The sequence below is a fragment of the Synechococcus elongatus PCC 6301 genome, from assembly GCF_000010065.1.
GTDB classification, from domain to species: domain Bacteria; phylum Cyanobacteriota; class Cyanobacteriia; order Synechococcales; family Synechococcaceae; genus Synechococcus; species Synechococcus elongatus.
In genome coordinates, this window is the sequence record NC_006576.1 from 2,041,473 (window position 1) to 2,068,367 (window position 26,895).

The 26,895-nt window shown below is 56.0% G+C and carries 29 protein-coding genes and 1 riboswitch; of the genes, 17 read left to right on the plus strand and 12 right to left on the minus strand.

Annotated features, from left to right (window positions below; translation table 11 throughout):
• Window positions 1-11: 11 nt before the first annotated feature.
• From SYC_RS10110 to SYC_RS10125, 4 genes are read left to right on the plus strand one after another with little or no spacing between them, the layout of a single operon-like run.
• Window positions 12-653, plus strand: a complete 642-nt coding sequence (locus SYC_RS10110; RefSeq protein WP_011244211.1) for a FecR family protein — start codon at window positions 12-14, stop codon at window positions 651-653.
• A gap of 3 nt (window positions 654-656) precedes the next feature.
• Window positions 657-2,504 (plus strand): CHASE2 domain-containing protein, encoded by a 1,848-nt coding sequence (locus SYC_RS10115; protein WP_011244212.1) that lies wholly within the window; start codon window positions 657-659, stop codon window positions 2,502-2,504.
• 51 nt (window positions 2,505-2,555) lie between these two features.
• A complete protein-coding gene (locus SYC_RS10120) occupies window positions 2,556-2,924 on the plus strand; it encodes a DUF3307 domain-containing protein (protein WP_011244213.1) in 369 nt (122 codons plus the stop codon).
• Window positions 2,903-4,585: an HD domain-containing phosphohydrolase gene (locus SYC_RS10125; protein ID WP_011244214.1), complete on the plus strand. Its 1,683-nt coding sequence runs from the start codon at window positions 2,903-2,905 to the stop codon at window positions 4,583-4,585. The genes SYC_RS10120 and SYC_RS10125 overlap by 22 nt, the downstream gene beginning before the upstream one ends.
• 71 nt (window positions 4,586-4,656) lie before the next feature.
• On the opposite strand, the gene SYC_RS10130 is transcribed toward SYC_RS10125, so the two are convergent.
• On the minus strand, window positions 4,657-6,309 hold the full coding sequence (locus SYC_RS10130; protein WP_234701769.1) for a sensor domain-containing diguanylate cyclase: 1,653 nt from the start codon (window positions 6,307-6,309) through the stop codon (window positions 4,657-4,659).
• 94 nt (window positions 6,310-6,403) lie between these two features.
• Here SYC_RS10130 and SYC_RS10135 point away from each other — a divergent pair, with 94 nt between their 5' ends.
• On the plus strand, window positions 6,404-7,135 hold the full coding sequence (locus tag SYC_RS10135; RefSeq protein ID WP_011244216.1) for a TSUP family transporter: 732 nt from the start codon (window positions 6,404-6,406) through the stop codon (window positions 7,133-7,135).
• A gap of 65 nt (window positions 7,136-7,200) precedes the next feature.
• Here the strand turns inward: SYC_RS10135 and msrB are convergent, their stop codons facing one another.
• Window positions 7,201-7,623 carry a peptide-methionine (R)-S-oxide reductase MsrB gene (msrB, locus tag SYC_RS10140; RefSeq protein WP_011244217.1) on the minus strand — a complete coding sequence of 141 codons (423 nt, stop codon included), beginning with the start codon at window positions 7,621-7,623 and terminating at the stop codon, window positions 7,201-7,203.
• Window positions 7,624-7,675: 52 nt separating this feature from the next.
• On the minus strand, window positions 7,676-7,921 hold the full coding sequence (locus tag SYC_RS13870) for a hypothetical protein (protein WP_155813919.1): 246 nt from the start codon (window positions 7,919-7,921) through the stop codon (window positions 7,676-7,678).
• A 102-nt stretch (window positions 7,922-8,023) separates the two neighbouring features.
• Between SYC_RS13870 and SYC_RS10145 the strand changes: the two genes are divergently transcribed.
• Both SYC_RS10145 and SYC_RS10150 read left to right on the plus strand, forming a co-directional pair.
• The gene (locus SYC_RS10145; RefSeq protein ID WP_011244218.1) at window positions 8,024-9,427 is read left to right on the plus strand and encodes an isochorismate synthase; all 1,404 of its coding nucleotides are present in this window, start codon (window positions 8,024-8,026) and stop codon (window positions 9,425-9,427) included.
• Window positions 9,428-9,455: 28 nt separating this feature from the next.
• On the plus strand, window positions 9,456-9,860 hold the full coding sequence (locus SYC_RS10150; protein ID WP_011244219.1) for a hypothetical protein: 405 nt from the start codon (window positions 9,456-9,458) through the stop codon (window positions 9,858-9,860).
• Here SYC_RS10150 and SYC_RS10155 read toward each other — a convergent pair.
• The 3 genes from SYC_RS10155 to SYC_RS10165 all read right to left on the minus strand — a co-directional run bounded on the left by SYC_RS10155 (window position 9,848) and on the right by SYC_RS10165 (window position 13,040).
• A complete protein-coding gene (locus SYC_RS10155; protein ID WP_011244220.1) occupies window positions 9,848-11,485 on the minus strand; it encodes a cation:proton antiporter in 1,638 nt (545 codons plus the stop codon). The two genes, SYC_RS10150 and SYC_RS10155, sit on opposite strands and share 13 nt — an antisense overlap.
• Window positions 11,486-11,568: 83 nt before the next feature.
• A riboswitch (Fluoride riboswitch) is annotated at window positions 11,569-11,642 on the minus strand.
• Between the two features lie 108 nt (window positions 11,643-11,750).
• The gene (locus SYC_RS10160) at window positions 11,751-12,194 is read right to left on the minus strand and encodes a hypothetical protein (RefSeq protein ID WP_199290539.1); all 444 of its coding nucleotides are present in this window, start codon (window positions 12,192-12,194) and stop codon (window positions 11,751-11,753) included.
• A 45-nt stretch (window positions 12,195-12,239) separates the two neighbouring features.
• On the minus strand, window positions 12,240-13,040 hold the full coding sequence (locus SYC_RS10165; RefSeq protein ID WP_011244222.1) for a class II glutamine amidotransferase: 801 nt from the start codon (window positions 13,038-13,040) through the stop codon (window positions 12,240-12,242).
• A 182-nt stretch (window positions 13,041-13,222) separates the two neighbouring features.
• Between SYC_RS10165 and rnhA the strand changes: the two genes are divergently transcribed.
• From rnhA to SYC_RS10195, 6 genes are all read left to right on the plus strand, one after another.
• Window positions 13,223-14,002: a ribonuclease HI gene (gene rnhA / locus SYC_RS10170; RefSeq protein WP_041677029.1), complete on the plus strand. Its 780-nt coding sequence runs from the start codon at window positions 13,223-13,225 to the stop codon at window positions 14,000-14,002.
• 126 nt (window positions 14,003-14,128) lie between these two features.
• Window positions 14,129-14,314, plus strand: a complete 186-nt coding sequence (locus tag SYC_RS10175) for a hypothetical protein (protein WP_011378353.1) — start codon at window positions 14,129-14,131, stop codon at window positions 14,312-14,314.
• A gap of 52 nt (window positions 14,315-14,366) precedes the next feature.
• Window positions 14,367-15,578 carry a site-2 protease family protein gene (locus tag SYC_RS10180; RefSeq protein WP_041677030.1) on the plus strand — a complete coding sequence of 404 codons (1,212 nt, stop codon included), beginning with the start codon at window positions 14,367-14,369 and terminating at the stop codon, window positions 15,576-15,578.
• A 52-nt stretch (window positions 15,579-15,630) separates the two neighbouring features.
• On the plus strand, window positions 15,631-16,068 hold the full coding sequence (locus SYC_RS10185; protein ID WP_011244225.1) for a peroxiredoxin: 438 nt from the start codon (window positions 15,631-15,633) through the stop codon (window positions 16,066-16,068).
• A 166-nt stretch (window positions 16,069-16,234) separates the two neighbouring features.
• Window positions 16,235-17,113 carry a lipid kinase gene (locus SYC_RS10190; protein WP_231621387.1) on the plus strand — a complete coding sequence of 293 codons (879 nt, stop codon included), beginning with the start codon at window positions 16,235-16,237 and terminating at the stop codon, window positions 17,111-17,113.
• Between the two features lie 49 nt (window positions 17,114-17,162).
• Window positions 17,163-17,504 (plus strand): phage holin family protein, encoded by a 342-nt coding sequence (locus SYC_RS10195; RefSeq protein ID WP_011244227.1) that lies wholly within the window; start codon window positions 17,163-17,165, stop codon window positions 17,502-17,504.
• A 20-nt stretch (window positions 17,505-17,524) separates the two neighbouring features.
• On the opposite strand, the gene SYC_RS10200 is transcribed toward SYC_RS10195, so the two are convergent.
• Complete coding sequence (locus SYC_RS10200; protein ID WP_039755585.1) at window positions 17,525-18,397, minus strand: branched-chain amino acid ABC transporter permease; 873 nt, start codon at window positions 18,395-18,397, stop codon at window positions 17,525-17,527.
• A 64-nt stretch (window positions 18,398-18,461) separates the two neighbouring features.
• Between SYC_RS10200 and SYC_RS10205 the strand changes: the two genes are divergently transcribed.
• Window positions 18,462-19,607 (plus strand): NAD(P)/FAD-dependent oxidoreductase, encoded by a 1,146-nt coding sequence (locus SYC_RS10205; protein ID WP_011244229.1) that lies wholly within the window; start codon window positions 18,462-18,464, stop codon window positions 19,605-19,607.
• Window positions 19,608-19,710: 103 nt separating this feature from the next.
• Entirely contained in the window at window positions 19,711-20,811 is a 1,101-nt protein-coding gene (locus tag SYC_RS10210; protein ID WP_011244230.1) for a Fe(3+) ABC transporter substrate-binding protein, read from the plus strand.
• Window positions 20,812-21,053: 242 nt separating this feature from the next.
• On the opposite strand, the gene SYC_RS10215 is transcribed toward SYC_RS10210, so the two are convergent.
• The 3 genes from SYC_RS10215 to SYC_RS10225 all read right to left on the minus strand — a co-directional run bounded on the left by SYC_RS10215 (window position 21,054) and on the right by SYC_RS10225 (window position 22,597).
• Window positions 21,054-21,683, minus strand: a complete 630-nt coding sequence (locus SYC_RS10215) for a Crp/Fnr family transcriptional regulator (RefSeq protein WP_011244231.1) — start codon at window positions 21,681-21,683, stop codon at window positions 21,054-21,056.
• Window positions 21,684-21,779: 96 nt separating this feature from the next.
• A complete protein-coding gene (locus tag SYC_RS10220) occupies window positions 21,780-22,340 on the minus strand; it encodes a (2Fe-2S) ferredoxin domain-containing protein (protein ID WP_011244232.1) in 561 nt (186 codons plus the stop codon).
• On the minus strand, window positions 22,337-22,597 hold the full coding sequence (locus tag SYC_RS10225) for an Asr1405/Asl0597 family protein (protein ID WP_011244233.1): 261 nt from the start codon (window positions 22,595-22,597) through the stop codon (window positions 22,337-22,339). Before SYC_RS10225 ends, SYC_RS10220 begins: the two co-directional genes overlap by 4 nt.
• Window positions 22,598-22,831: 234 nt before the next feature.
• Here SYC_RS10225 and SYC_RS10230 point away from each other — a divergent pair, with 234 nt between their 5' ends.
• Window positions 22,832-23,362 (plus strand): Dps family protein, encoded by a 531-nt coding sequence (locus SYC_RS10230; protein WP_011244234.1) that lies wholly within the window; start codon window positions 22,832-22,834, stop codon window positions 23,360-23,362.
• A gap of 198 nt (window positions 23,363-23,560) precedes the next feature.
• Here SYC_RS10230 and SYC_RS10235 read toward each other — a convergent pair whose 3' ends face one another.
• On the minus strand, window positions 23,561-24,010 hold the full coding sequence (locus tag SYC_RS10235; protein ID WP_011378350.1) for a Fur family transcriptional regulator: 450 nt from the start codon (window positions 24,008-24,010) through the stop codon (window positions 23,561-23,563).
• 109 nt (window positions 24,011-24,119) lie between these two features.
• On the opposite strand from SYC_RS10235, the gene SYC_RS10240 reads away from it, so the two are divergent.
• Window positions 24,120-24,398 (plus strand): hypothetical protein, encoded by a 279-nt coding sequence (locus tag SYC_RS10240; protein WP_231621389.1) that lies wholly within the window; start codon window positions 24,120-24,122, stop codon window positions 24,396-24,398.
• A gap of 94 nt (window positions 24,399-24,492) precedes the next feature.
• Here the strand turns inward: SYC_RS10240 and pcrA are convergent, their stop codons facing one another.
• A complete protein-coding gene (gene pcrA, locus SYC_RS10245; RefSeq protein ID WP_011244237.1) occupies window positions 24,493-26,877 on the minus strand; it encodes a DNA helicase PcrA in 2,385 nt (794 codons plus the stop codon).
• Window positions 26,878-26,895: the final 18 nt, after the last annotated feature.

The window sequence follows — 26,895 nt, forward strand, 5'->3', positions numbered from 1 at the left end:
GAGTCATCCCTATGTGGCGGGCGATCGCAGTGGCGAGTTTGGTGCTCACAGCTTGCGCGCCCACGCAGCAGCTTCAGGCAGAAATTCAAGAAGTCGCGACCTCACCCGTCTTTGCCAGCCAACCCAATCAAGCAGAACAACCGGCCTCTGAGGGGACAGTTGTTATTCAAGGCGGACAAATTCGTACCGAGAGTCCCGGTAAAGCCCAAATTCAACTGAGTGATGGTCTGCAGTTTCGACTGGGTGGCAACGCCTTGTTGAAAATTGAGCCTGAACTCCAGCTCGATCGCGGTCAGATTATTGCTTGGCTGACGCCGAATCAAAAGCGCGATCGCCCCTTGCAAATCCGCACGCCAACTGCCACAGCCGCTATTCGCGGCACAACGGTCTTTATTGAGCAAACAGAGACCCAAGCTCTGATCTTGAGCTGGGAAGGACAAGTGGAGGTGCAGCTACCTTCTGGTGTGACCACACAGCTGACAAGTGGTCAATTGGTTCGCCTTCGGCCCGGCCAAACGACCTTGCCGACGCCAGAGCGTTTGAGTCGTCCCGCAGCTGAGCAACGCTTCCAACGAAGCCTGCTGCTGAATGGTTTCGCCACGCCGATGGAAACGCTGCCCGAAATTCGCCGCCAACTATTGGGACTGTCTTAGCCCATGGCGATCGCTCGGCGGTTAGGCTGGTCGCTTCCCACAGCACTGGCGGGTGCGATCGCCCTCGCCGGGTTGTTGCTCTCACCGTTGGCAATCAGTCCACTGACCCAACCGGGGCGCTGGCTAGATGCGGTGTTATTGAGTGCGGCCTTTCGGTTGCGAGGCCCCCAAGCCCCAGATCCCGCGATCGCAATCGTGGTGATCGATGAGGATTCGCTGCGACTGGGTGATCTGTTCACGGCAGCGGAGTTAGAGGCACGTCCGCCTCTGGCAGATCTTCAAGACTGGCCCTGGCCGCGCCGCATTTACGCCTTGGCGCTCCAGCGTTTGCGAGCTGCCGGGGCGCGACGGGTCATCTTCGATATTGTTTTTGCCACTCCTACCCGCTTTGGACCGGATGATGATCGCCGCTTTGCGGATGCGATCGCCCAAGCCGGATCGTCCGTGACGCTCGCTGGAGAACTGGAGCAGGTTGATCGTAGTGCCGGACTTAGTCAGGCTAGCCTCGCTCAACCCATCTATGAACATCCCTTTGGCCTAGCCAATCTGATAGCAGGCGCAGATGGCAGTCTGCAAGCGATCCCCGGTCAAGACTGGCTTCAACCTTGGCAAATCTTACAAGCCCGCGATCGCCCGCCTCTATCTAACCTTGCGAGTGCAGCTCTGGGACAGGCGCCGCCGCCTCTCTCCTTAGGCATCAACTACAGCGGCCCTGAGGGAACCTATCCACGCTGGCCATTTTGGGCGTTGTTCGATCCAGAACTCTGGCAGGGACCACTGCAGCAAGGTGCTGTCTTTCGCGATCGCGATGTTTTGATTGGGGCCAGTGCCAGCAGTCTGGGCGATCGCCATGCCACACCCTTTGCCGACAGCATGGCCGGTGTCGAGATCCAAGCCAATGCGATCGCCACCCTCCGCAGTCAACGCGGTTTGCGATCGCTTCCGCAAGTTTGGTTATCGCTGCTATTGATCCTTGTGGCCCTGCTCCAGATCTGGGGTGTTCAGCGCTGTCCGAGTCCGCTTAGCAAAGCACTCTGGACGTTGGGGATCACGAGCGCAGTCTTACTGGCTTGCTTCATCGCCTTTTTGCAAACTTGGCTGGTGTCGCCCACCGCCTTGCTCCTTGTGCCATTGCTGGCAGGCATCGGTGACAGTGCCAACAGCGCTTGGCAAGTGCAACGGGAACGGCGATCGCTACGACGCGCCTTAGCGCTGCGGGTGTCGCCAGCCTTACTGGGTACGATTCTGGCGCAGCGGGATGCGGTAGCCAATCAGCTCGGTGGGCATAACTGCGAAGCAGTGATCCTGTTTTCGGATCTGCGTGGGTTTACGCAGTTGTCCAGCCAAATCGACTCGACTGTGTTGGTGGCGCTGCTCAATCGCTACTTTGAGGCGATGGCCCAGCCGATTCTGGCGGCGCAGGGGTTGATCGATAAATTTGTTGGCGATGCGATCATGGCGGAGTTTGGGCTGCCGCTCAGTCGGGGCACCGTGATCGAAGCCCAGGCGGCGATTCAAGCAGCCCTCGCCATGCGGCGATCGCTCGCCCGTTTGCGAGCTGAATTAGTCGCTGAAGGCTTACCACCTTTGTTTCATGGCATTGGACTGAATTTCGGGACAGTAGTCGCTGGCAATCTAGGCGCGCCCGAGCGGCTGGAATATACCGTGATTGGCGATGCGGTTAATATCGCTGCCCGTCTGGAAAGTCTGACCAAGACACTGGGCTATGACATCATCATTTCCCAAGCGCTCTATGAGCAGGTGCAAGAGCAGGTTGAAGTGATGCCCTTGGGCCTCCAACAGCTCCGCTGGGCGATCGCAGCCGGTGTTCACCTATGCTGTCTTGGATGAGCAGGGCGGCGATGGGCAATTAGCCCGTCAGGTCCAGCAAGATTATCAGGCGTGGCAACAAGGGATAAATCGGACGTGATCGCTCAGGGTGGAACGCTGCTATTCCTGTTGATTGCCGGTCATTTTCTCGGTGATTTCGGACTGCAATCCGATACGATGGCGCGCGAAAAATCGCGTCATTCCACCACACCCCTCCAAAAAAGTGTCCCTTGGTATTGGTGGCTTTCAGCTCACACATTGATCCATGGTGGGATTGTCACACTTCTGACGGGCTCAGGCTTGCTGGGCATGATTGAGGTGGGAATTCATGCGATCGCAGATTGGCTGAAGTGTGAGAACCGCACGACACTCCTGCAGGATCAAATTCTGCACTTGCTGACGAAATTGGGTTTTTGGTTGTGGCTGCTGCAGACCATGTAGAACCAGCGATCGCGCCTGATCGATCTGAGGCGAAGGCCACAGCAACCCTACTGGAGCGACTGCTCGCGATCGGCACTGCCCTTTCTGCTTGCCGAGATCCCGATCAGTTACTGAGCTTGATTTTGCAGAGTAGCCGGGATCTGACCTGCAGTGACGGTGGCAGTTTGTACCTCGTTGATCGCAGTGATCCGCAGCAGCCTTGGCTGCGCTTCCAAATTTTCCAGAGCGACAGCTTGCCCAGTTCCCTTGAAGCCCCGCCACCGCTACCCCTCGATCGCCATAGTTTGGCGGGCTATGTGGCAGCGACCGGCGAAACCCTGAATCTGGCCGATGTTTATGCTTTGGACGGGCAACAACCGTTTCAGTTCAACGCCAGCTTCGACCAGCGGTTGAACTACCGCACCTGCTCGATGTTAGTGCTGCCGATGTGCGATCAAACCGGCAGTGTGATCGGGGTGATCCAACTGGTCAATCGCAAACGCCGGGCAGATCTGAAGCTGACGGCGGCGATCGCCTCAGAAGAAACCCAGCCCTACAGTGCGGCTGAAGAAGCACTCTTACGATCACTAGCCGGTCAAGCCGCGATCGCAATCGAACGAACCCTGTTGCAGCGCAGTATTGAAAATCTGTTTGAGGGCTTTATCTGCGCCTCGATCAAGATCATCGAATCCCGCGATCCCTGCACGATGGGTCATTCCGAGTGGGTGGCGCAACTCTCTGTTCGCTTGGCTGAACAAGTGCATGCCGTCGATCACGGTGCGTTAGCGGCTTATCAATTCAGCAATGCCCAACTGCAAGAGCTGCACTACGCCTCACTGCTCCATGACTTTGGCAAAGTGGGGGTTCCTGAGGAGATTCTCAACAAGTCGCATAAGCTGCATCCAACTGAGCAACAGGGGCTGAACTACCGACTGCAACTACTGCAGCAGCAACTGCAACTGGAGCAAGCCCGTCGTTGGCTGGCTCCAACCCTGACGGAGGCGATGCAACGGGCTGGGCTAGGGCATCCTCTGGACTGTATCTGGTGTCGGCAGTTTGGCAATTTAGCTGACCTAGAGGTCACGATCGCCCGACTCCAACAGGCACGATCGCTGCTGCAGGATCTCAATCAGCCACAAATTTTGGCAACCCCCGCCTATCGCGATCGCTTAGCGGAGGTGGAAGCGGAATTAGCCTGGCTGGCGTCCCTGCAGGTCATGGACTGGGATGGTCAGATGCGATCGCTGCTCGCGCCTGCAGAAGTGGAGAAATTACTGATTCCGAAGGGGAGTCTCACGCAGCAGGAGCGCTTGGCGATCGAGTCACACGTTCAGCACACCTTCGCTTTTTTACAGGAGATCCCTTGGACGGGACCCTTAGCGCAGGTGCCGCATATTGCCCATGCCCACCACGAGCGCTTGGACGGTAGTGGCTATCCCCTCGGATTAGAACAGGCACAAATTCCAATGCAGGCGCAAATTATGGCGGTTGCTGATGTTTATGATGCGCTGACGGCTAGCGATCGCCCCTACAAACGCCGCGTTCCGATTGAAAAAGCGCTGCAAATTCTAGAGTGGGAAGCCCGCGATCGCAAACTGAATGATCAGTTGGTTCAACTCTTTCGGCAGCAGCAAATCTTCCAAATTCTTGGCCATCAGCTTCAGTCTGAAGACAGTGTCTAAATAGCAATCATCTCCTCAGATTAAGGAAGAAAAGACCATTCAAAAGCAAAATTTTGGCTTGGCTGTTGTTTCTAGCGATCGCTCTGGGGTGAGGCTGATTGCTGACCCAGAGTTGCTGTCCAGCGCACTAAATGTCCTTTGCTATGTTGCTTCGCATCGTAGAGGGCTGTATCTGCCGCTTGGAAAACAGTTTGTAAATCAGGATGATCAACTGGCCAAACAGCCAGACCAATACTGCTACCAATCTCGATTTGTTGACCCTGTAGTGGAAAGACAGAGTTCAGAGCTTGCAAAATTCGCGCCCCGACTTGTTTGCCGATCGCTTCTGCCAATTCAACACTGCAAGGCAAAATCACTAGAAACTCATCACCACCCGTACGCGCTGCCAGCTCATTAGCCCGAATGCAGGCATGCAGTCGAGCGGCTACTGCTTTCAGCAGCACATCGCCCATCGCATGACCATAGGTATCATTAATCGGCTTAAATCCATCTAAATCAATTGCCAAAATGACCAGTGACTGATCAGGTTCTAGAGATTGATACTGTGACAGATAAGCTGCTAATCCTAAGCGGTTCTGCAAACCAGTTAACGCATCATGGTGAGCTAAGGACTCCGCCTGTTTACGCGCTTGGCTTTGGGCTTCAGCTTGGGCATCGAGGCGCTGCACAATTCGCGAAATCTTGCCTAGCTCTCCAACCCAAGGCAGCTGATCGCGATCGCTGCGATCGCCTTTCTCCAGCCGACTTGCCCAAGACGATAGCTGTCGTAAGGGCTTGGCAAACCAATCGGCTAGAAGCCAGGCAACTCCCACAACCGCCCCACTACTGAGCAGTGTGAACAGAATGATGTCGCGCTGCAGTTGGTGCGCTGGTGCATAGGCAACAGCGATCGGTTGACGGGTGATCGTAATCCAACCCAGGCCGTTGTAGGTGCGATAACCCGCAGAGACGCGATAGGCGGTCATATAGTCCTGGCCATCGGGCCAACGCAGCACCTGCCAACGACTCTCTCCAGCCTTCAAAACTCTCGGCAAAATGTTTAGGGTCGCACCTTTGCCAAATTCTTGTGGCCCCAGCAAGATCGTGCGATCCGTTGCGACAACGAGCAATTCGACCCGACGATCGGCTGCGATCGGTGAAAGAATCGTCGACTCGGCATCGCGGGCCCATTCCCAGCTGAGATGAGAGGCAAGCACGCCTGTGGGCTTGCCATCACGGTCTTGAATTGGAATTGAAATATCGACAAATTGAATCGGCTCGCCGTTGGCTTGTCGAGGAAATTTGCTGGCAAGCAGTACGGCGTCATGAACATCACCGATGAACAGTCCTTTGATTCCATTGGCGAACACAGGGCGGCTGGTGATATTCACGCCTTCGATAATGCGATCGGTGGAAGCAATGACTTTGCCTTGACGATCGAGCAGACCCACCCAAGTAAAGACTGGCAGCTCCCGTTTAAGGCGATCGAGGAGGCGTTGAATCTCTGGACGATTGCGATCGCTCAGCAAGTCTGGAACGCTGGAGAGGGTGACGATTTCATTAGCCCTCGACCACATGCTCTGGTCGAGGAGGGTTGAGAACTGGTAGGCCGTTTCCTGCAGCGAATCCCCTGCAGCAGTCTGTGCCAGCCGCACCGTTCGCTGGCCAATCACGGTGCTGATCACCAAGCTTGACAACATCAGCAACCCACTGAAGCCGATCGCAAGTCTTGTTCGAAAATTCATTGCTGCCTACAGCACTCAGTGGTGCTGACTTCGCTGCTTTTTCAATGCTAGATGCGGTTACACCGATACTCAAAATTGTTGCGATCGCAGACCCATGTCGCCATTGCTAGAACTGCTACTCGCCTCGGGCATTGTTGCCCTCGGAAGTCTATTGCAAGCAGCTTCGGGCTTAGGTGCAGGCCTCATTGTCGTGCCCTTACTCTCGATGCTGTCAGTCGATTGGGTTCCGGGTCCCTGCGTCGCAGCGAGTTTGTTGCTGTCTTGGCTAATGTTTTGGCAAGGTCGGCAGGTTGTGGTACATCGGCATCTAGGAGCCATGCTGGGTGGTCTCGCAGCCGGGATTGCGATCGCCGCTAGCCTTTTGCGGCAACTGCCATTGGATGCACTGGGGCTGGTGTTTGGTGGCCTAATTGTTCTGGCTGTGTTGATCAGTCTGACGCCGGTTCGTCTGCCGATTACTCGACTTTCAGCAGGACTAACAGGAATCTCGGCTGGACTGATAGGAACCTTGGCCGGCATCGGAGCCCCCATCCTCGCCCTGTTTTATCAGCACGAGCGAGGGCCAGCGCTGCGAGCAACGCTGGGGCTGCTCTACTTTCTCTCCAGCTTGGTCATGCTGGCAGCACTGCACAGTGTCGGGCGATTTGGCAGCTTAGAAGTGGGGCGATCGCTGCAACTCTTTCCGGGTGTGATGTTGGGCTATTGGGTTTCACCTCGGTTGGCCCATTGGCTCGATCGCGGCTATAGCCAAATAGCAGTCCTAGCGATCGCTTTGCTGTCTTCCACCGTATTGATTGGGCAGAGCCTGCTGAAGTTACAGTCCTAGCTGCACAACAAAAAGCCCTCCAGAGGTCATGCAAACCCTCCAGAAGGCGATCGCGAGCAATCATCCTAAGCTTCGGAACTGGGACTCGCCGGAGTTTCAGTGTCTAACTTCAGCGAAGCCGAATTGAGGCAATAACGCTGTCCTGTAGGTTTCGGGCCATCGGGAAAGACATGTCCCAAGTGCGCATCGCAACGGGCGCAAAGAATCTCAGTGCGCATCATCAGGAAGCTGAAATCTTTTTTGTAGGTGATCGCGGACTCATCAACCGGCGCCCAAAAGCTCGGCCAGCCAGTGCCGGAATCAAACTTGGTATCCGACCGGAACAGAGGCGCATCACAACAGATACACCGGTAGAGGCCGGGATCTTTGGTATCCCAATAGGCGCCCGTGAAAGCTCGCTCAGTCCCGTGTTTCCGAGTGACTTGAAACTGCTCAGGGGTGAGCTGGGCCCGCCACTCTTCTTCGCTTTTCCGAATTTTTTCGGTCATGGATCAGACGTTTCCGTAGTGCCTGCGATCCTAACAACTCGTTCTGAGGAACTCAGCGGTTCTTGGAGGTCAGAATGCCGGTGAACATCATCACCAAACCGCCGACAAAAACGACGATCGCCAGTCCCCCTGCGATCCAATCCATCCAGGCTGCATCGGGCATTTCAGACATGGTTGACTGGCTCAAAACTGCTCCCATGGTGCCATTCTTGCTGGGACAGTCCAAGTCGTGAGGCTCTGGCCGGCGCGATCGCGGGTGCTCGGCGCGATGTTTCCCTAGGCCGAATAGAGCAGACACTCTGTTTTTTCGTTGCATTCCGTTAAGGACTAGCCGAGGAATGGTTTGGCGAGTAACAGGGCTCGTTAGAGTCGATCTACTTGACGCCTCGCATTTGCCAGCATGGCTGCCCTGTCAACTGCCTCCTCTCTTCAGTCATTCAGCGAGCTGCTGGCTTGGGTTCGTCCTGCTCTAGAGGCGACGCCAACGGCTCGACTCCTGAGCCTATCGCTGCCGTTACCCCGTCTTGATCCGCTGGCTGCATGGGGTGTGTTGGGTAGTAGTCGCGATCGCCACTACTACCAAGAGCGTCCCGCCACCCAAGAGGCGATCGTGGCTGTAGGGCCAGCAGCCCTGCTGGAACTGAATGGACCCCAGCGCTTTCAGCAGGCCCAGACCTTTATCAATGCCTGTCTTGCTCAGGGGCTGCGCTTACAGGCCGAAGGTGCAACTCTAGGGCCGAGTTTCTGTTGCAGTTTTAGTTTTTTTGAAGATGTTGCAGGGACAGCGCCAGCAGCTCCGGCGACGGTCTTTTTGCCACGTTGGCAGGTGCGTTGCCAAGCTGATCGCACGGTACTGACGGCCAGTTTTGCAATCGCCGATCGCGAGAGCTATCGCCAACGGCTGGAAGAAGTCTGGCAGGTCTATCAACATCTGCGGGCGATCGCCCAGCAACCGTTTCAGCTGCCGCCGCTGCGTCCCAATCGCTGGCTAGAGCAACAGAGCAGTGATCCCCAGTCCTTTCGAGCCGGTGTAGAAACGGTCTTAGCTGAGATTGCGGCCGGTCGTCTCCATAAGGGCGTCTTGGCGCGCTGTCTAGAGGCGATCGCAGAATTTGCGATCGTGCCGGAAGGCGTGCTCGATCGCCTGCGGCAGCGTTTTGCTGACTGCGCCATCTTCAGCTGCGGCGATGGTCGGGGCAGTGTTTTCCTCGGGGCAACGCCCGAACGCTTAGCGGCGGTGGAAGCGGGTCAACTGGTGACTGAGGCGCTGGCGGGTTCTGCCCCACGGGGTGAAACCATTGCGGCTGATCAAGCCCTTGGGCAGGCGCTGCAAGCCAACCCCAAGGAACTGCAAGAACATCAGCTGGTGGCGCAATTTATCCGCCAAACCCTGCAGGAACTTGGCCTTGAGCCTCACTTGAGCGATCGGCCCCAACTGCGTCGCCTGTCGAACATTCAACACCTGCACACCCCGATCGCCGCTCCACTGCCCGCTGCTCTGCCTCTACTGGATGTTGTGGCTCAGCTCCATCCCACGCCAGCCGTTGCGGGGTTACCCAAGCAGGCTGCCGAACAGGCGATTCGTCGGCTGGAACCCTTTGAGCGATCGCTTTACGCTGCACCGGTTGGCTGGGTGGATGACCAAGGAAACGGGGAATTCTTAGTCGGGATTCGCTCGGCGTCGATTCAAGGGAATCGGGTGCGTCTCTGTGCGGGTGCCGGCATTGTGCCGGGGTCTCAACCCGATCAGGAACTCGTTGAAGTCGATCTCAAGCTCCAGGCCATGCTCGGCGCGCTGATCTGAATCTCGTCCCATCTGAGGAGATGCACTCATGACTGCCCGTCTACTCTTGGCTTACCCAACCCCCGACAGTGCTCGCCCACTTAGTCGCGAGGCGATCGTGGCGCTGCTGCAAATGGGCTTGAGTGGCCCCGATGCTGACGCCAGCGTCGAAGGACTGGATCATCCGGCTTGGATCGCGGCGGTGCATTGGGATCCCAATCATCTGTCGCCCGCCCAGCTCGGCCAGCGGATTCTCTTGCTGCTCGAACGCCATTGCGCCCCACCCTTGTCCCAGCGGCTGGTTTTGCAAGGGGAGCGTCAACCTAGCAGTCCTCCGCCCTACGAAGCGCTCTGGCACGTCCAAGCCTGGGTCAAACAGCCCAACGGGCTGAGCTCCCAGCAGAGTGAGTCACAGTTTTGTCTATTGGGAACGGAACTGAATCAGGAAGTCTGAAGCTCAGCAACAGTCTCCACCAGAATCATGGGAACCGTGCTGACATCCAACAGCGCTTGCGAGACGGAGCCGAGGCGCATTTCGGGGCGGTGTGATTGTTCGTGCTTGCCGAGAATGATTTCGTCGGCCTGCCACTCCTGGGCACAGCGATTAATGGTTTCGGGAATCGCCCCTTCCCGCAGCCAGAACTGATAGCGAATATCAGCGAGCGATTGCTCAATCTGCCGCTGCAAGGTTTGCAACGATTGTGTGTCACTGACTTGGGCGACGTGAAGCACGGCCACTTCTGCATCGGAACGCCGGGCCAGTTCTGCCGTTTTGAGCAACACTGCGATCGCAACGGGTGAGCTATCGACAGCCGCTAGCAAGCGGACTGGGCGATCGCGACTAACCTGGCTGGGATCTACCGGATCGCGACTGAGTAGGCGAGGGGCAAAGGTCGGAATTGCCCAAGCTCCCAAGGGCGCGGTAATTACGATCGACAGCACTGCGATCGCCAGAATGCTCTGACCTTCCGGTAGCCCTGCGGCAAGGGGAACACCCCCAATCGCGGCTTGTACCGTCGCTTTAGCCGAATTGCCAGCGAGCAGAAAACTGCGCTCCTGCCAGTTCCAGTTGCTGCCCCAAGTGGAGAGCGCCCAACCGATACTGCGACCGAGCAGCGTTCCTAGAACCAAGATCAGCAGACCTGGCAACCAGAGACTTGCCAGCGCGGTTAGGGGTAAACCCGCTCCGAGCAGAACAAACAGGGCAATTTGGGCGATCGCCCAGAGACTATCGAAGCCCTGCCGTAGCCGACGCGCTAACGGGGCATACAGCTCCACCACGAAATAACCCAAGACCATCACGGCTAAATAGCCGGAAAAAATCGGGAGCTGCTCGGCGGCAAGGACTAAACCCAGCGCGATCGCAGCTGTGACCAACGTGTCTTGGGTCAGGGTTTGGGTCCAGTTTTGGGGACCCAGCATGCGAACCAGCAGTCGCGCCACAACGAAGCCCAAGACGGCACCCAAGCTAACTTGCAGAAGCACTTGCAACGGCAGCAACAGCCAAGGATTGACTGGCCCCAACCCCGGTAGCGTCCAAATGTGCGCATTGCCTTGGGTCAGCAGCGCCAGCAGCAGACTAAACACCAACAGCAGCAAGACATCTGAGAGGGCGCTCCCCGTTAAGATTGCATCGGGAATGCCCTTGCGAACCCCTAGTCCCAGTTGCTTGAGCCGCAGCATGCCTGGAACGATCACTGCGGGTGATTCCGCCCCAATCACACACCCCAGCAGCAGCCCTGTGAGCCAGTCAAAATTCAGCAGATAATGTGCCGCGATCGCAATCACTACGGCTTCGCAGGCCGCGGGCAAAATCCCTAAACGCAGCGCGACTGAGCCTTGCTGGACCAGCTTGTCCCGCTCTAGTCCCAGACCTGCCTTGACCAGAATGACCATCACTGCCAAGGTGCGCCAGATGCCTGCCTGGTCAAGCACTGCAGGGCTCAACCACTGACTAACCTGCGGCCCCAACACGATACCCCAGAGAATCATGCCAATTAGCGCTGGGGCACCCAACCGACGCGCGATTTGACCGGCCAAAAAGCCGCCCAATAAAATTCCAATCCAATTCGCCAACATCACGCTGATTCCTTCAATTCAGCTTGCGTGTGTGGCTAGGGAAAAGCTTGAACGATGCACTCGCTACAGATCTTGCCCTAGCCAGAACTGTAGGAGCCATCAGCGATCGGGCCATGCCGAGTGCGCGGTTGAGGTGAGCTCCATCACCCTGCTTGTAGCTTACGGGATGGCGAGGGTGTGCAGCCAGCGCAGCGGCCAGATGTTCTTCAGCCAGCCCAACGATCTCGCCTGCAATGGACGAACTTCCAGCTAGCGATCCTGATTGTCAGGCTTCCCGCAACCAGGCCCAGGCAACTTGATTGAGCTTCAGCCCGATCGCAAAAAGCAACCCCATTAGAAAGATTTGGTGAGCAACGACCGGTTGTACGGCAATATCTGCCAAGAGATGGGAAAAGTTGAGAACGGAATAGAGAACGGTGAAGCCGAAATGCCAGCGACGGTAGGGGCGATCGCGGCGCTCGGCTGTCATGGCAATGAGCAACATCGGGATTGCAAAAAAGATCAGCATCCCCCAAAAGATCCCGCCGAGAATTTGGTCGGTCTGTTGGCTCTCGACCACAACTGTGCGGCCGTGAAAGAGCGGCATCAGCCCGAGCTGGGTGTGAAAAAGGATCCCCAGCAGGAAGCTACTCCAAAGGCTGATGATCTGGAGCGGGCGATCGGGTTTCACGAGACGACACCAGCCAAGTTGTGCAACTAGCTTGCGCAATTCGGTCTAGGACTCTGCCGATTCACCCCATTCTTTTCAACTGTCTTATGAGGCGATCGCGATCGGGTGGGTTGCCGATGGTGCTACAACCTCGCCTTCCGCTAGAACCAGCAGATCACCCGGCTTGAGAACCGTCCAAACCTCGTCTTGGGTGAGGGGGCGGGTAGCAATGATGCTGACTACATCGCTGGGACTGGTGCAGCCAGAGAAATCGATCGCGTGATCTTCATCGATCAAGCTGGCTCGGGTGAAGGGATAGCGCCGCGTCACCCACGCTAAAGCTGTTGAGCAATGGGCGTAGAGGTAGCGGCCGTCGCCCAATAGAAAGTTGACGATGCTGGGGCTGGGAAAGCGATCGCTGAGGTCGCGCAGAATCGGTAGCACTTGCTCGGGCTGCGGTTCTGTTAAGTGGGTAAGGCGATCGAGGATCCAGCAGAACAGATGTTCGCTATCGGTCTCGCCTTGGGGCTGGTAGCGCCCCAGAGGACAGCGATCGCGCAGCAGGTCAAAGTCGATATGGCCATTGTGCGCAAACACCCATTCGCGATCGCCCAGTCGCTGGGAAAAGGGGTGGCAATTGCGGCGATCGATCGTGCCTTGCGTCGCCTTGCGAATATGCGAAAGGGCTAGCTTGGATCGAATCGGGATTTTGCGAAATACATCGGCGAGGGGCGACTCGGCCGCTGGTTCTGGGTCCCGCACCCGCAGTAGGCGATCGCCCAGATAAAATGCACAGCCCCAGCCATCGCGATGCTCTCCTGTCCGGCCACCTCGGGCCGAAAATCCCCGGAACGAAAAGCAGAGATCAGTGGGGGTGTTGGCACTCATCCCCAGGAGTTCGCACATCGCTGTTCACCTCGGAACTGTGGGCTGCTGCTGATTTAACTCTAGGAGTCGATGGCGATTTTGCTACCGCCGTTGCTTTTTGCAAATTTTTCAACAGCGGTAAAGTAATCCGCCGTCGCGATCGCAGGTTTGAGACGAGACGACGACCTCAGCGACAATCGAAAGATTACTTGGGAATGCCAATGTCTGATGCCATCCTCCGCCTTTACACCGATGGCGCTTGTACGGGCAATCCAGGGCCGGGCGGTTGGGGGGTGCAAATTCAATTTGCCGATGGCACGGTGCAAGAGCTGGGTGGGCGTGACGCTGCCACAACTAATAACCGGATGGAGTTGCAGGCTGCGATCGCGGCCTTAGAGTTCTGGCGCGATCACTCTGACCAGCAACCCGTCACCCTCTACACCGACAGCGAATACGTGATCAAAGGGATCACCCAATGGCTGAAGGGGTGGCAGCGCAAGGGTTGGAAAACGGCGGCGGGTAAGCCGGTGCTCAACCAGGACTTATGGATGCACTTGGATGACCTCAATTCACCCGCAGCGCAATGGCAATATGTGCGCGGCCATAGCGGCGATCCGGGCAATGAGCGTTGCGATCAAATTGCCCGTAGTTTTGCTCAGCAACGTCCGTTACCACTCTGCCAACGGTCTGATGCACCACTACAATCGGGGCAACCGCAGCAGGAGCCCGTTCGGATGCCTGAAGTTGTGACCCAAGAGTGGAGCAGTAACCCTCGCGATCGCAGTCAACGCCTGCGCGATGTGCTGGACTGCTTGCAAATTGCTGCAGCAATTGCTGAGCAGCAATTTTTGATCACGAGTTCAGAGCTGGCTGACCTGATGGATGTCAACGCCAGTGCGGTCACCAGTCGGGGCGAAGAGTGGATTTGGCGCAACTGGCGGGTGAAGCGCGATCGCCGTGAAGGCAATCAAATCCTCTGGCAGCTCGAGCGCATTCATTGACAGTGCTTCAGAGCAGGACCTGTGCCTAGTTCCGTAGTCCACCATTCCCCTGCGCTGATAAGTAGTATTACTTATCCCAAAAGCCAACCCTAGAGCACACTCTAGGGATCGTGCTAGATCAGGAGAATGGAAAAAGGGTGGTTCCTGGCGATCGCAGCCAGCCTGATCGCTTGCTTGCTACTGGCGGATCTGCCGACCTTTCTTAGCCATCACACTTGGATGGGACTCGTTGCTGATGGCATGGGGCTTTTGTTGTGGATCCTCGCGCCAGTGATTGCTGTTTGGATTGCGGCTCAAAACAGCCGTTACTGAAGCTGCCAGAGGGCTTCGGCTAAGGTGAAACTGCAGGCTCGGAGCAAAGTGCATGCAAAGTGGCTGGCGGATTGGCTCCATTTTGGGCATCCCGCTCAGGATCGATCCTTCTTGGTTTGTGATCGTGGCACTCGTCACGTTCAGCTATTCCGAAACCTTCCGATCGCAGCAGCCGACTTGGTCGCCGGGGCTGTTGTGGGGGGCTGCCCTCGTCATGGCCTTGCTGCTGTTTGCCTCTGTCTTGGCCCATGAGTTGGGGCACAGTCTGATTGCCCGCGCCCAAGGGATTCGCGTCAGCTCGATCACGCTCTTCCTCTTTGGTGGTGTCGCGGCCATTGAGCGCGAGTCGCGGACCCCGGGGGGCGCTTTTTGGGTCGCGATCGCGGGGCCGTTGGTCAGCTTTGCCTTGGCGTTGTTACTGCTGATCAGTCAGCTGTGGTGGCCAGCAGGTTCACCAGCGCAAGTTTTATCTCTCAATCTGGGGCGACTGAGCTTTATCTTGGCGGTGTTTAATCTCATCCCGGGGTTGCCCTTGGATGGTGGTCAGGTGCTCAAGGCGATCGCCTGGAAAGTGACGGGCGATCGCTATCGGGCGGTGCATTGGGCTGCGAACTCAGGTCGGATTCTCAGTGCGATTGCCATGGCGATCGGGCTATTTAGCTGGTTTTTGGGGCCCGGCGGTTTTAGCGGCGTGTGGCTGGCGCTGTTGGGCTGGTTTGGCTGGCGTAATGCCACGGCCTACGATCGCACCACCACCTTGCAACAGGCGATCCTGGCGATCGGCGCCAGCGAAGCGATGAGTCGTCGCTATCGGGTGCTGGAAGGATCACTGACCTTACGGCAGTTTGCGGAGCTGCTGATCACTGAAGAGCAGGAAGGATTTGCCTACTTTGTGGCTAGTGACGGGCGCTATCGGGGTCGGATTAGCTTAGCGACCCTGCGGCAAACTGAGCGATCGCAGTGGGATCGGCTGACCTTAACGGATTTAGCAGAACCGTTCGACCGCTTGCCTGCGCTGCCCGAGACGGCCAATCTAGCCCAAGCGATCGCTGCTTTGCAAACAGCCCAGCCCAGCTACGTCACAGTTCTGACTCCCAGTGGCGCGGTCGCCGGCATCATTGACCATGCCGATGTGATTCAAGCCCTCGGCAAAAAACTGGGCTTTCAGCTCCCCCCTGCCGAACTCCAGCAGATTCGGGGCCGTGCCGCCTATCCCGATGGACTGCCGCTAGAAATGCTGGCGCAGTCAGTTCTAAACAACTGAAGTTGCCGGGCTGGCAGTGCTACGATCGCCGCCAAAAGCTTGGATTTGCACGATGGCTTTGACTGTAGGTACTGCTGCACCCGACTTTACCGCTCTCGATGATGCGGGCCAGAGCATTCAGCTCTCGCAATTCCGAGGCAAGACGATCGTTCTCTACTTCTATCCGAAGGACGATACCCCTGGCTGCACCAAAGAGGCTTGCAGCTTCCGTGATTCCTACAGCGCCTACCAAGGTAAAGACATTATTGTCTTGGGCGTCAGCACGGATGATTCCAGCTCCCACGAACAATTTAAGACCAAGTTCAGCTTGCCCTTCCCGCTGGTGGCGGACCCCGATCGCAGCATCACTCAGGCTTACGATGTCGATGGCGGCGGCTACGCCAAGCGCGTCACCTACGTGATTGACGGCGAAGGCCAAATTATTCGCGTCTACGACAGCGTCAAAACGGACACCCATGCCGGCGACATCCTCGCTGACCTAGGACTCTAGGCGACCGCCCAGATCGGCGGGGTCAGGCAGTCCCTCGACCCCGCTTTTGGCCGTTCCCGATGAGCCTTGACAGCCGATCAAACTGGAGTGTGTTTCCCTAGAGGCATCTGACCATTCAGTCTGGGCCTTCTTGTTAAGGAGCAATGTTCTGAAGCAACGTGCCCTCTTGCTCGTTAATCGGCGATCGCGCCGAGGTCGTAAGCTGCTCAAACCAGCGATCGCGCAGCTGGAAGCGGCTGGGTTTGAGTTGGTTCAACCCTACCTCGATCGTCACAGTGATTATTCGGAGCTAATTACAGCCCACCGCGATCGCGTCGATCTGGTCATTATTGGGGGCGGCGACGGCAGCCTCAACGCCGCAGCCCGAGGGCTTGTTGAAACGCAGCTTCCCTTAGGAGTTTTGCCCCTCGGTACCGCGAATGATCTGGCTCGCACCCTGGCCCTACCGACGGATCTCAGTCAAGCCTGCCAAGTCATTGCCCGAGGGCAAACCCAAGCCGTCGACCTCGGTTGGGTCAACGGTTACTACTTTTTTAACGTCGCTAGTTTGGGGCTGAGCGTCAAAATTACCCAGGGCTTGACCTCGGGCGTCAAGCGCCGTTGGGGTGTCCTGGCCTACGCTCTCGTCGCTCTGCGATCGCTCTGGCGTTTCCGCCCTTTTCGCGCCGAGATTCAGATTGGCGATCGCCGGCTCCAGACTAAAACTGTCCAGATTGCAGTTGGCAATGGTCGCTACTACGGCGGTGGGCTCTCCGTCGCCCACGATGCTGCGATCGATGATCAACGACTCGATCTCTATAGTCTCTCGATCAATCACTGGTGGCAGATTGTTCCCTTGCTACCATCGCTCTATCACGGGCGTTACCCTTCGCCGCTGACAGAGCAATGTGGCCCAGGCGAGACCATTGAAATCCGCACCCGTCGTCATCGCCACATCAACACAGATGGTGAAATCCACACCACGACGCCTGCTCAATTTCGTGTCATTCCCCAAGCGCTGCGAATTTTTGTGCCAGTTACAGCGGCGTCGCCCCCAACACTGTGATGCTTTTCCCCGATTCGCTACCCTGAATCCAGCAGTGAGGCGTTAATCCATGGATTTACTGGTGACTTGGCTGGTGACCGCTTTTGCCCTGCTGATTGTGGCTTGGTTGCCTACTGGCGTCGAAATTGATGGTTTTGGCAAAGCCCTCGTTGCCGCTCTGGTCTTTGGCCTGCTGAATGCTTTGGTCAAGCCGGTACTTCAGGTTTTGGCGCTGCCGCTCAATATTTTGACCCTTGGTCTCTTCAGCTTTGTAGTCAATGCAGCTGTGTTTGCCTTGGCCGCAACTTTAGTCAGTGGCTTCAGCCTGCGCAATGGTTTTTGGTCAGCCTTGTTGGGTTCGATCGCCCTCAGCCTCGTTTCGCGGCTCTTGGGTCTGATTCTGCCGAGCTAGATGGCAAACGGGGTCTTCTCCTAGCGAGCAAATAGGCCTTGGGGCCGGATCACCAGCACGCCAATCAAGATGACAAAGGCAACGGCAAGCTTGTATTCCGCTGGCAGCCAGTAAGTGCTGAGTTCTTGGGCAAATCCCAGAATCAGCCCTCCTGCGATCGCACCGTAAGGGCTACCAATCCCTCCGAGGATGGCGCTGGCAAACAGCGGCAGGATCAAATTCCAGCCCATAGTGGGACGGACAGCAGTGATCAATCCGTAGAGGCCCCCTGCGATCGCTGTCAGACCGCCCGCAATCACCCAAGTCCAGCGGATCACGGTTTCGACTGGTACGCCACTGACCCGTGCCAGGTCGGGGTCATCAGCGATCGCTCGCATGCCCTTGCCGATGCTGGTGCGCTGCAAAACCCAGTGCAACAGAACCAAAGCGGCAGCTGCCCCAATCACCACGAGGAGGCTATTGAGCGTGATCCTGAGTCCCCAGAGGGTTAAGGCCGGTTGGACTGCCAGCCGGTAGGCCTGATTGCCCGCGCCCCAAATCAAAATCACCAGATTGCGCAGGAACAGCGACAGGCCAATAGTCAGGATGATCAGAGTGGTGGTGTTCACCCGTTGCCGCCGCAGCGGTTCCCACAAAACTGCTTCGCCCAGCAAGCAAAGTGCGATCGTCGCGATCGCCCCGAGAGGAATGGCCAGCCAGAGACTGAGCCCAAGGCTGTTGGCAACCAACGTGAAGTAAGCGCCGAGGGTCAAAAACTCGCCTTGGGCAAAATTGGTCAGTCGCAGGATGCCGTAGATCAAGGTCAGACCCGTTGCGGCTAGGGCCAGGAGGCTGCCGGTCGCCAGTCCATTGATGGCCAATTGAGCCAGTTGTGAGAGGTCTGGGCTTGCCATCCCAAGCGCTCGATGCAACGTCCTCCAAGTTTTATCATCAAGGCGCAGACAGAGGCAGGCAGCAATGGATTGGCTCGTCATCGGGGCAGGGTTGACGGGGGTGGCGATCGCCTACGAACTGCAGCGGCAGGGAGCCAAGGTGCAACTGGTTGATCCCCAGCAGCCCGCCAGCCAAGCCAGTCGCTTTAGTTACGGTGGAGCCCCTTTTTGGTCGGCAAGCCGTCCTGCAATCGCGGATCTCTTTGCAGAGAGTCAGCAAATTTATGCAGACCTCAGTGCCGAAACGGGTTTGACCCTCGGCAGCGATCGCCAAATTCTCTTGACCTGTAGCCACGTCGATCACATTGCGATTGCGCAAGACCTCTTTGCAACCCTTGCTCAACCGCCGCAATTGCTGGATCGCACTGAAGCGATCGCCCAAGAGCCCTTGCTGGCTGAGGGCAACACAGTGGCTGCCTTCGTGAATTCCCATCCGCTCTACGATCCTGAAACCGTGGTGCAGGCCTACCGCCAAGCCTTTCTCGCGATCGGAGGACAGGTCTGCTGCGATCGCCTTAAAGCCATTCACCCCCAAGTTCAAGGCAGTCTCGGTACCTACGCTGCCGATCGTCTCGTCATGGCCACGGGTGCAAGCAGTTACCAGTGGGCGCGATCGCTGGGCTATCGCTGGCCACTCTACTTTAGTCATGCGGAAATTTTGGAAACGCCGCCACTGGATCTACGCCTGCAGGCAATCGTGATGCCTGCTCTACAACAGCGGTTTCAAATTGAGCAGCAGGCCGGCCAATATGCCTGGGATAGTGATCATCCGCCGGCAGAATTTGTCAGTATTCTCGATGCCGGTGCTGTGCAATTGAGCGATCGCCGCTATCGGCTGGGACAAATCAGTCGTCTGGCTGCCAGTCCGGCTGATCAGCTTTCCCCTACGGCTAGCGAGCAGTCGATTCGTTCTGCCCTCGCCCCCGTTTTGCCGGCGGTCAGTGTCCTACCGGGCGATCGCCATCACTGCTGTGTCAGCTTCAGTACTGACGGCTTACCCATCGCAGGCAATACCCCAGAACATCCGCAAATCTATTGGTTTACCGGCGTCAGTGGACCCTTTGCGTGGGTTCCTGGACTCGCTCGCGCCTTAGCTCAGACTTGGCTGCAAGCGGCAGGAGACAACGGAATTTGGTCAGCACTCTCACCGCAGCGCTGGATGTCCCCCTGAGTTATCGCGGTGCGAGTTCAGGCTGGGTTTACCAGCTCAAAAGGCGCCGATACCAAGAGTGTGCTGGCACACCTACTTGGGCCTATGGGGTTTCCTAGTGTAAATGCATCACAACCTATCTCTACCCTCCATGTCTGAATCAATGTTCAGTCGTCGGGACTTTTTGTTGGGCGGGACAGCTCTCGCCGGAACGCTATTACTCGATAGTTTTGGTGACTGGCGCCGTCGGGCAGAAGCTGCTGAAGGTGAAGTCAATTTGTACTCGGGTCGGCACTACAACACCGACAATCAAATCTATCGGGAATTCACCCAAAAAACAGGGATTAAAGTCAATCTAATTGAAGGTGAAGCCGATGCACTTTTAGCCCGTCTCAAGAGTGAAGGCAGCCGCAGCCCGGCAGATGTTTTCATTACGGTTGATGCGGGGCGCCTTTGGCAAGCGACTCAAGCCAACCTGCTCAGACCACTGACTCAAGCCCAAGCTCCGAAACTGTATCAAGCAGTTCCGGCGAATCTGCGGGATCCCCAGGGACGTTGGTTTGCCTTGTCCAAGCGGGCGCGAGTCATTATGTACAACCGCGATCGCGTCAATGCTAGCCAGCTGTCTACCTACGAGGATTTGGCCAATCCAAAATGGCGCAATCAAATCCTCGTGCGCAGTTCCAGCAACGTCTATAACCTCTCCTTGACCGGTGAGATGATTGCTGCGGATGGTGCGGCCAAAACTGAGGCTTGGGCGCGGGGGCTTGTCCAAAACTTTGCGCGTCAGCCCCAAGGTGGAGATACCCCGCAAATTCTGGCTTGCGCCGCGGGTGTCGGCTCTCTGGCAATTGCCAACACCTACTATTTGGTGCGTCTCTTCAAGTCGAAAAAAGCAGAAGAGCGGGAAGCTGCAAGAAAGATTAAAGTCTTCTTCCCCAACCAAAAAGGACGGGGCACCCACGTCAACATCAGCGGTGCTGGCATCGTCCGCACGGCCCCGAATCCACGGGCTGCTCAACTGTTACTGGAGTACCTGCTCAGTAGCCAAGCCCAGGCTGTGTTCGCTAGAGGCAATGGTGAATATCCAGTCTTGCGTGGGGTCTCGCTCGATCCGATTTTGGCAGGCTTTGGTCAATTCAAAGAATCCAAAATCAGTGCCTCAGTCTTCGGGGCCAATAATGCTCAAGCCCTGCAGTTGATGGATCGTGCTGGCTGGAAATAAGACGTTATTGGATCACTTCACCTCCTCTCTACAGCAACGCGCGCTGTAGAGAGGAGTTTTTTATGGATATTGATATTGTTTTGAGTCGAAGAACTAGGACATTTTAATTGGCACTCATCAGCCTAAAGTCGATGATCAATATCGGCTAACTTTACTCACTCAGATTGACTCAGATTGAGTCCTTAAAAAGACGTCCAGAACCCCTGGGCGTCTTCGTTTGTAACTGCTTGATGGGCGATCGCTTAGGCATCTATGGCATCAATCGGTAGGAGCTGATCGATGTTGGTGATCAGCAGTCGCTGACCACTAAGTCGGATCAGTCGACCTTCCGTTTCAAACTGATTGATCAGCTTGGTAATGGTGACGCGCGTACTGCCGACAATATCGGCGAGGACCTGATGGGTGAGATGGAGGTCTAGCATCCAGCCATGTTCGGTGTTGAGCCCGAATCGAATCGTCAGCCAGTGCAGGAGGCGCAGCAGGCGGCTGGGGACTCGGCGCAGTCGAACAATACTGAGGAGTTCCTCAACTTGCTGGAGTTGCAGGACAAGAGTGCTATCCAGGTTGTCCAAAGGAGCCGTGATCACAGTAGCGGTCACCGGCGTCAGGCATTGCAACTCGTAGGGCTGGAGACGCGACAGCGAGCCCCCCACCCAGTCGCCGGGGCCCCAAATACCGAGGGTGATCAGCTCGCCAGCTTCGTCCCAAGTCAGGCTGCGGACAAATCCAGTTTGAATACACCAAGTGGATTGCACTGGCAGGGGCTCATTGCGACCCCAAAGATGAATTTCAGCCGTTGTCGGCGATCGCAGAGGAACCACTTTCCCTCCCACTAGAACAGTTGCTTTGGGGGTTACGTGACTGGCAATCATGATTCAAATCCTTTGCCAAACAGCAGATTGAAATGCAGATCAAAAAGGTTGGGGCTGGAGTGAGAGCAATGAGTCCAGCCAAAAAATCGGAGCCGTTTAGCCCACGGCAGTGCCTGAGACAACCGCTGGGGTTCGCCAGGGCGAAAGCAGCTCGGCGGCAGCCTGCGGTGAAAGCTGTGACAGAATCTGGTTGTCGGAGCTGCGCCGGACATTGATGCCTTGCTTACAGCGGCCGAGACAACCTCTCGTTCGCACCTCAACTGCACAGGTTTTTGCTTCAGCCTGCAGGCGATCGCACAATTCCAGCGCGCCGCGTCGGCGACAGGTTCCCCTCGTACAGACTTCTAAAACAGCTGGTTGGGGCTTGGGGGGTTCCTCAGAGGCAATGAAGGCTGGTAAGCCAGCAGGATCGAATAAAACCCGCTCTGCTTTGAGCTTGGGGGGCAGATCTAGACCTTGAAAGGACTGCTGACCTTCAATCCGCAGAGGTTGCCCCACTGTCAACTGTTGCCAGGGTAAGTGTCGCAGTGGCTTAGCCAACTTGAGGGTGTAGCGGTTGCCTCCGTCACTCTGAACGTGAATAAAGCGAATGTTGTCGGGGGTATCGGGATCTTGCAGCCCTAGAAAATACCCCTCTAGGTAGAACGGCAGTTTCATCGTTGTTGCTCGTGGTAGACCGGTAGCTGCCAGCAGCTCTCCAAAAAGCCAGACAAACTGGGGCGATCGCGTTGAATCCACTGGCAAATGCTCCAAACCTGCAGCGCTTGGAGCGGCGTTTCGACATAGATCCGCAGTGGCTGGCAGGGGGTGCAGTAGCAATCCAGCGCTAGTTCACAACAGCGGTGGTAACAATCCCAGCGGCTGGTGCTGTCGAGGTCGAGCTGAATCCAGTGCGAAGAGTGCCGAGAGTCCACAGTCTTGTCCCAATCAAAATTTGTGAATCGAGAAATTGAAAATATTCAGCAATTAGCAGGTGATGGAGTCCTGTCGATTGGCGATGCGATTCAGGTCTGCCGCACGATTAAAAGTTGAGGGGGGAACCGAAATCGGGAAAATAGTTGAGAATGGGTTCCACTCGGCTCAGGAAAGGCCTTCTCAGCCTTGTCTAGAATGGCAACAACAGTTGTTGAAATGCGAGCGAAGCTGCCATGACGAATACAGGTTTGGTCCAATCCTTTAGCCAAATTGAGCCCAATGTCTTGGGCTTGGAAACATCGGTTACGAGTCAGATTTGTGAAGGTCTGAACCGGGCCTTGGCCAGCTTTCAAGTTCTCTATTTGCAGTACCAAAAGCACCACTTCACGGTTCAAGGGGCTGAATTCTACTCGCTCCATGAGTTTTTTGAAGATAGCTATGGTTCGGTGAAGGATCATGTCCACGACTTGGGTGAGCGCTTGAATGGCTTGGGGGGTGTTCCGGTTGCCCACCCGCTCAAGTTGGCTGAGCTGACCTGTTTCGCGATTGAAGAAGACGGTGTCTTTAACTGTCGGACGATGCTCGAACACGATCTGGCGGCTGAGCAGGCCATCTTGTCCTTGCTGCGGCGCTTGACTGCCCAAGTTGAAAGTCTGGGCGATCGCGCAACTCGCTATCTGTTGGAAGGAATTTTGCTGAAGACCGAAGAACGGGCTTATCACATTGCTCACTTCTTGGCTCCCGACAGCCTCAAGCTTGCCTAACCTGCAAGTCACTGAATGATTCATCCCCAGAGGGGCAGCGAGCTTCAGCCAGCTGCCTTTTTTTGTGTGGGTCATTGTTCTCGACAGGACAGGACGGAACAAATTCCTTGACAATTGAGAATGAATCCTAACTTTTGACTTATGCAAGACTTTAGCACGTTTTTATAGTGGTGCAACTTATTCTCAATAAGCGGCTTACTAGTAGCGACAAGCAGCGCAAATGCCCATGATCAAGAGCTGGCAGTTCAGTAGTTGAAAGCCGTAGCGATCGGCGATGCCCTCGCTCAGGTGGATGACGCGATCGTCGAGAAACTCAATCACCGCTTGGCAATGCAGGCAGGTGAGGTGGTAGTGAGTACCCTCACGATTCAACTCGTAGCAACGTTGCTTACGGTCTAAGGTGATGCAGCGCAGCCAAGCGGCATGGCAGAGGCTCTCGAGACTGCGATAGATGGTGGATTTGGATAAGGGGGTTTGGCGATCGCTGAGGTGACGCTGCAGATCAATCGCGCTGAGATGCTCACCCTGAGCCAGTCCCTCAAAAATCTCTGCAATCCAGTAGCGCTGGGGGGTGAGGCGATACCCTGCCTGCTCCAAAGCACTGCGGAGCGCGGCCACTCGGACTGCCGATAGCGAGGAAACGGTCACTGTTGGCACCAGTTGAAAGTTAATTGCAACTAAAGCAGCGCCAACCTAAGATAAACAGTGTTCGATGTCAACAACAGCTGTTAGTTATTCTCAAGTTCAGCAGGTAAGCATGACGGTGTTACCCAAAATCTCTCACTTCGGGGGCAATGCTCCGGTGCTGAATTGTGAGGCGGGCATTCGCCTAGCAATCGCCCCGCTCTACTGCGACTTAGCGGTACTGGAGTTGCCCCCAGCTGTGCAAGAGGCGCTGCAGTTGCAGTCCCGTCAGCAGATCAGAATTGAGGCGCGGTCGCCCCTCGGGTCTGTACTGGTGCGTATTCTTCCCGATCGCCTGATTTCCCTAGGCCCAGATTGGGCAGCGGCGATCGCGGTCCAGAGCCCAGGCTAAATCGACTGTTGCGATCACCGGTCCGGCGATCGCCCGTTGTCTTAGACAGCAGGATATTGACCCATTCCTGGATGGGAGAGTGATCGCTTTGGCCTCAACCGAGGGGTTCAATCGGTGCTAGGCGTGGATCGAGGATGCGCTGACCTGTCGCGCCGCTGAACTGGACCACAATCGATTGGCGATCGCCCGCACCGAAAATTCGGGTGATGCGTCCAACGCCAAACTGACGATGCTGAAGGCGATCGCCGACTTGCCAATGGCGGGCCGGTTGCTGAACTTGTTGCACTTTGGCTGCATTCGCGGCCACGCGATCGCGCAGGCTGGCGCGGCGCTCATGGGTAACCGGTGGCTTGAAGTTTGCTTGGGTCTGACGACGGGTCTGTGGTGAGTGACCCACGATCAGTTCTGCCGGTAGTTCACTCAGGAAATTGGAGGAAATGGCGGGCTCTCGACCTCCACCCCACAGACGACGAGCACTGGCATGGGTCAAGAACAGTCGCTCTTGGGCGCGTGTGATGCCGACGTAGCAGAGGCGTCGTTCTTCTTCAACGGCGCGCGGATCGTCGAGCGATCGGAAACTGGGGAAGAGGCCCTGTTCTAGTCCAACTAGAAAAACAACCGGAAACTCAAGGCCTTTTGAAGCATGCAAAGTCATTAATGAGACTTGCTGGTTCGCTTCTTTGTTATCTGCATCTGAGGCTAGTGAAGCTGTTCCCAAAAAGCCAATCAGGCTAGGGTCATCATTCTCCTCCTCATGTTGAACAGCTGCATTCACCAACTCTTCCAAGTTCCGACGACGGTCCTCGTCTTCACCAGTGCCGCTGCGTTGTAATTCAGCAATATAACCAGATGCTTCTAAGAGCTGGCGAATCAATTCGGAGGGGCGTAATTCATCTGCTTGATCTTGAAAATGCTGAACTAAATTAGCAAACTCTAGGATGCCTTTCGCCGATCGCCCCGCCAGGTTTTGCACCGTTTCGGAATCACTCAGGATTTCCCAAAGGGGTACATTTAGCTCTTGCGCAGCATCAACCAATCGGCCAATCGTGGTTTTGCCCACGCCGCGTTTAGGAACGTTCACCACCCGTAGTAAGCTAACCGCATCGAAGGGATTGGCGATCGCCCGCAGATAGGCCAAGATATCTTTGACTTCGCGGCGATCATAGAACCGCAAGCCACCAATGACGGTGTAGGGAACATTCCAGCGAACGAGAGAATCTTCAAAGGCTCGCGGTTGAGCGTTAGTGCGGTAGAGAATTGCAAAATCGCCCCAATTCAACTCAGGATGCTGTTGCTCAAGCTGGCGAATTTGTTGAACAACATACTCCGCTTCGGCCATTTCATCGTCAGCCCGATAGCAGGCGATCGCTTCGCCACTACCTCGGGTGGGGCGCAAAACCTTATCGATGCGCTCAGTGTTGTTACGAATTAGCTCATTGGCAGCCTGAAGAATGTTTTCAGTCGAACGATAATTTTCTTCCAGCTTGACCATCGTGCGAGTGTCATCATCCGGCAGACGATCGCCAAAATCATCCTGAAAGCCCATCAGAATGGTGAAGTCTGCGGCTCGGAAAGAATAGATTGACTGATCAGCATCGCCTACGACAAAGACTGAGCGATGATTCCACGGATCAAAATCTCGCGTTTCAGCACCATTCGTTGTCAGCAGCCGAATCAAATCGTACTGAGTGCGGTTTGTATCCTGATACTCATCAACCAAAACATGGCGAAAGCGCTGATGCCAATAGGCCAAAACCTGTTCGTTTTGCCGGAAGAGTTGCACTGGAATCAGCAACAAGTCATCGAAATCAAGAGCATTATTTGCCGCTAGTTGATCTAAATAACGCCGATAGACCTCACCGATCACGCGGCCCCGATAGTTCGGCTGCTGGCGCTCAAATTCATCGGGTGACCAACCATTGTTCTTAGCCGAGCTGATTGTGTAGCGAACAGATTTTGGCTCAAACTTCTTGGTATCTAAATTGAGCTGATTGCCAACAATCTCTTTGATTAAGCCTTGGACATCATTTTCATCAAAGATGGAGAACTGCTTTGTCCAACGGCGGCCATTGGGATCGCAATACTTGTCGATATCAAAGCGAAGAATCCGTGCACAAATTGCGTGGAAAGTGCCAATCCACAAATCCTTGGTAACTTCGCGATAGACACGCGATCGCAGTTGAGTTTTTTCTATTTCTCGCAGTGTCGTGAAGGGCTGGCCGTACTGCAACTCCGCCAGTTGCTGAGCAAATAAGCGCTCCAGCCGCTCCTTCATTTCCTTCGCCGCTTTATTGGTGAAGGTCACCGCCAAAATGTTTTCTGGACCGACCCGATGCTGTCGCAGCAGATGGGCAATCCGAAAGGTGAGTGCCCGCGTTTTGCCAGAACCAGCACCAGCAACCACCAACAGCGGCCCGCTGTAGTGTTCGACGGCTCGACGTTGGGAGGTATTGAGCTGGCTTAGAAAGTCGCTGGACATTGCGATCGCAAACAGGGC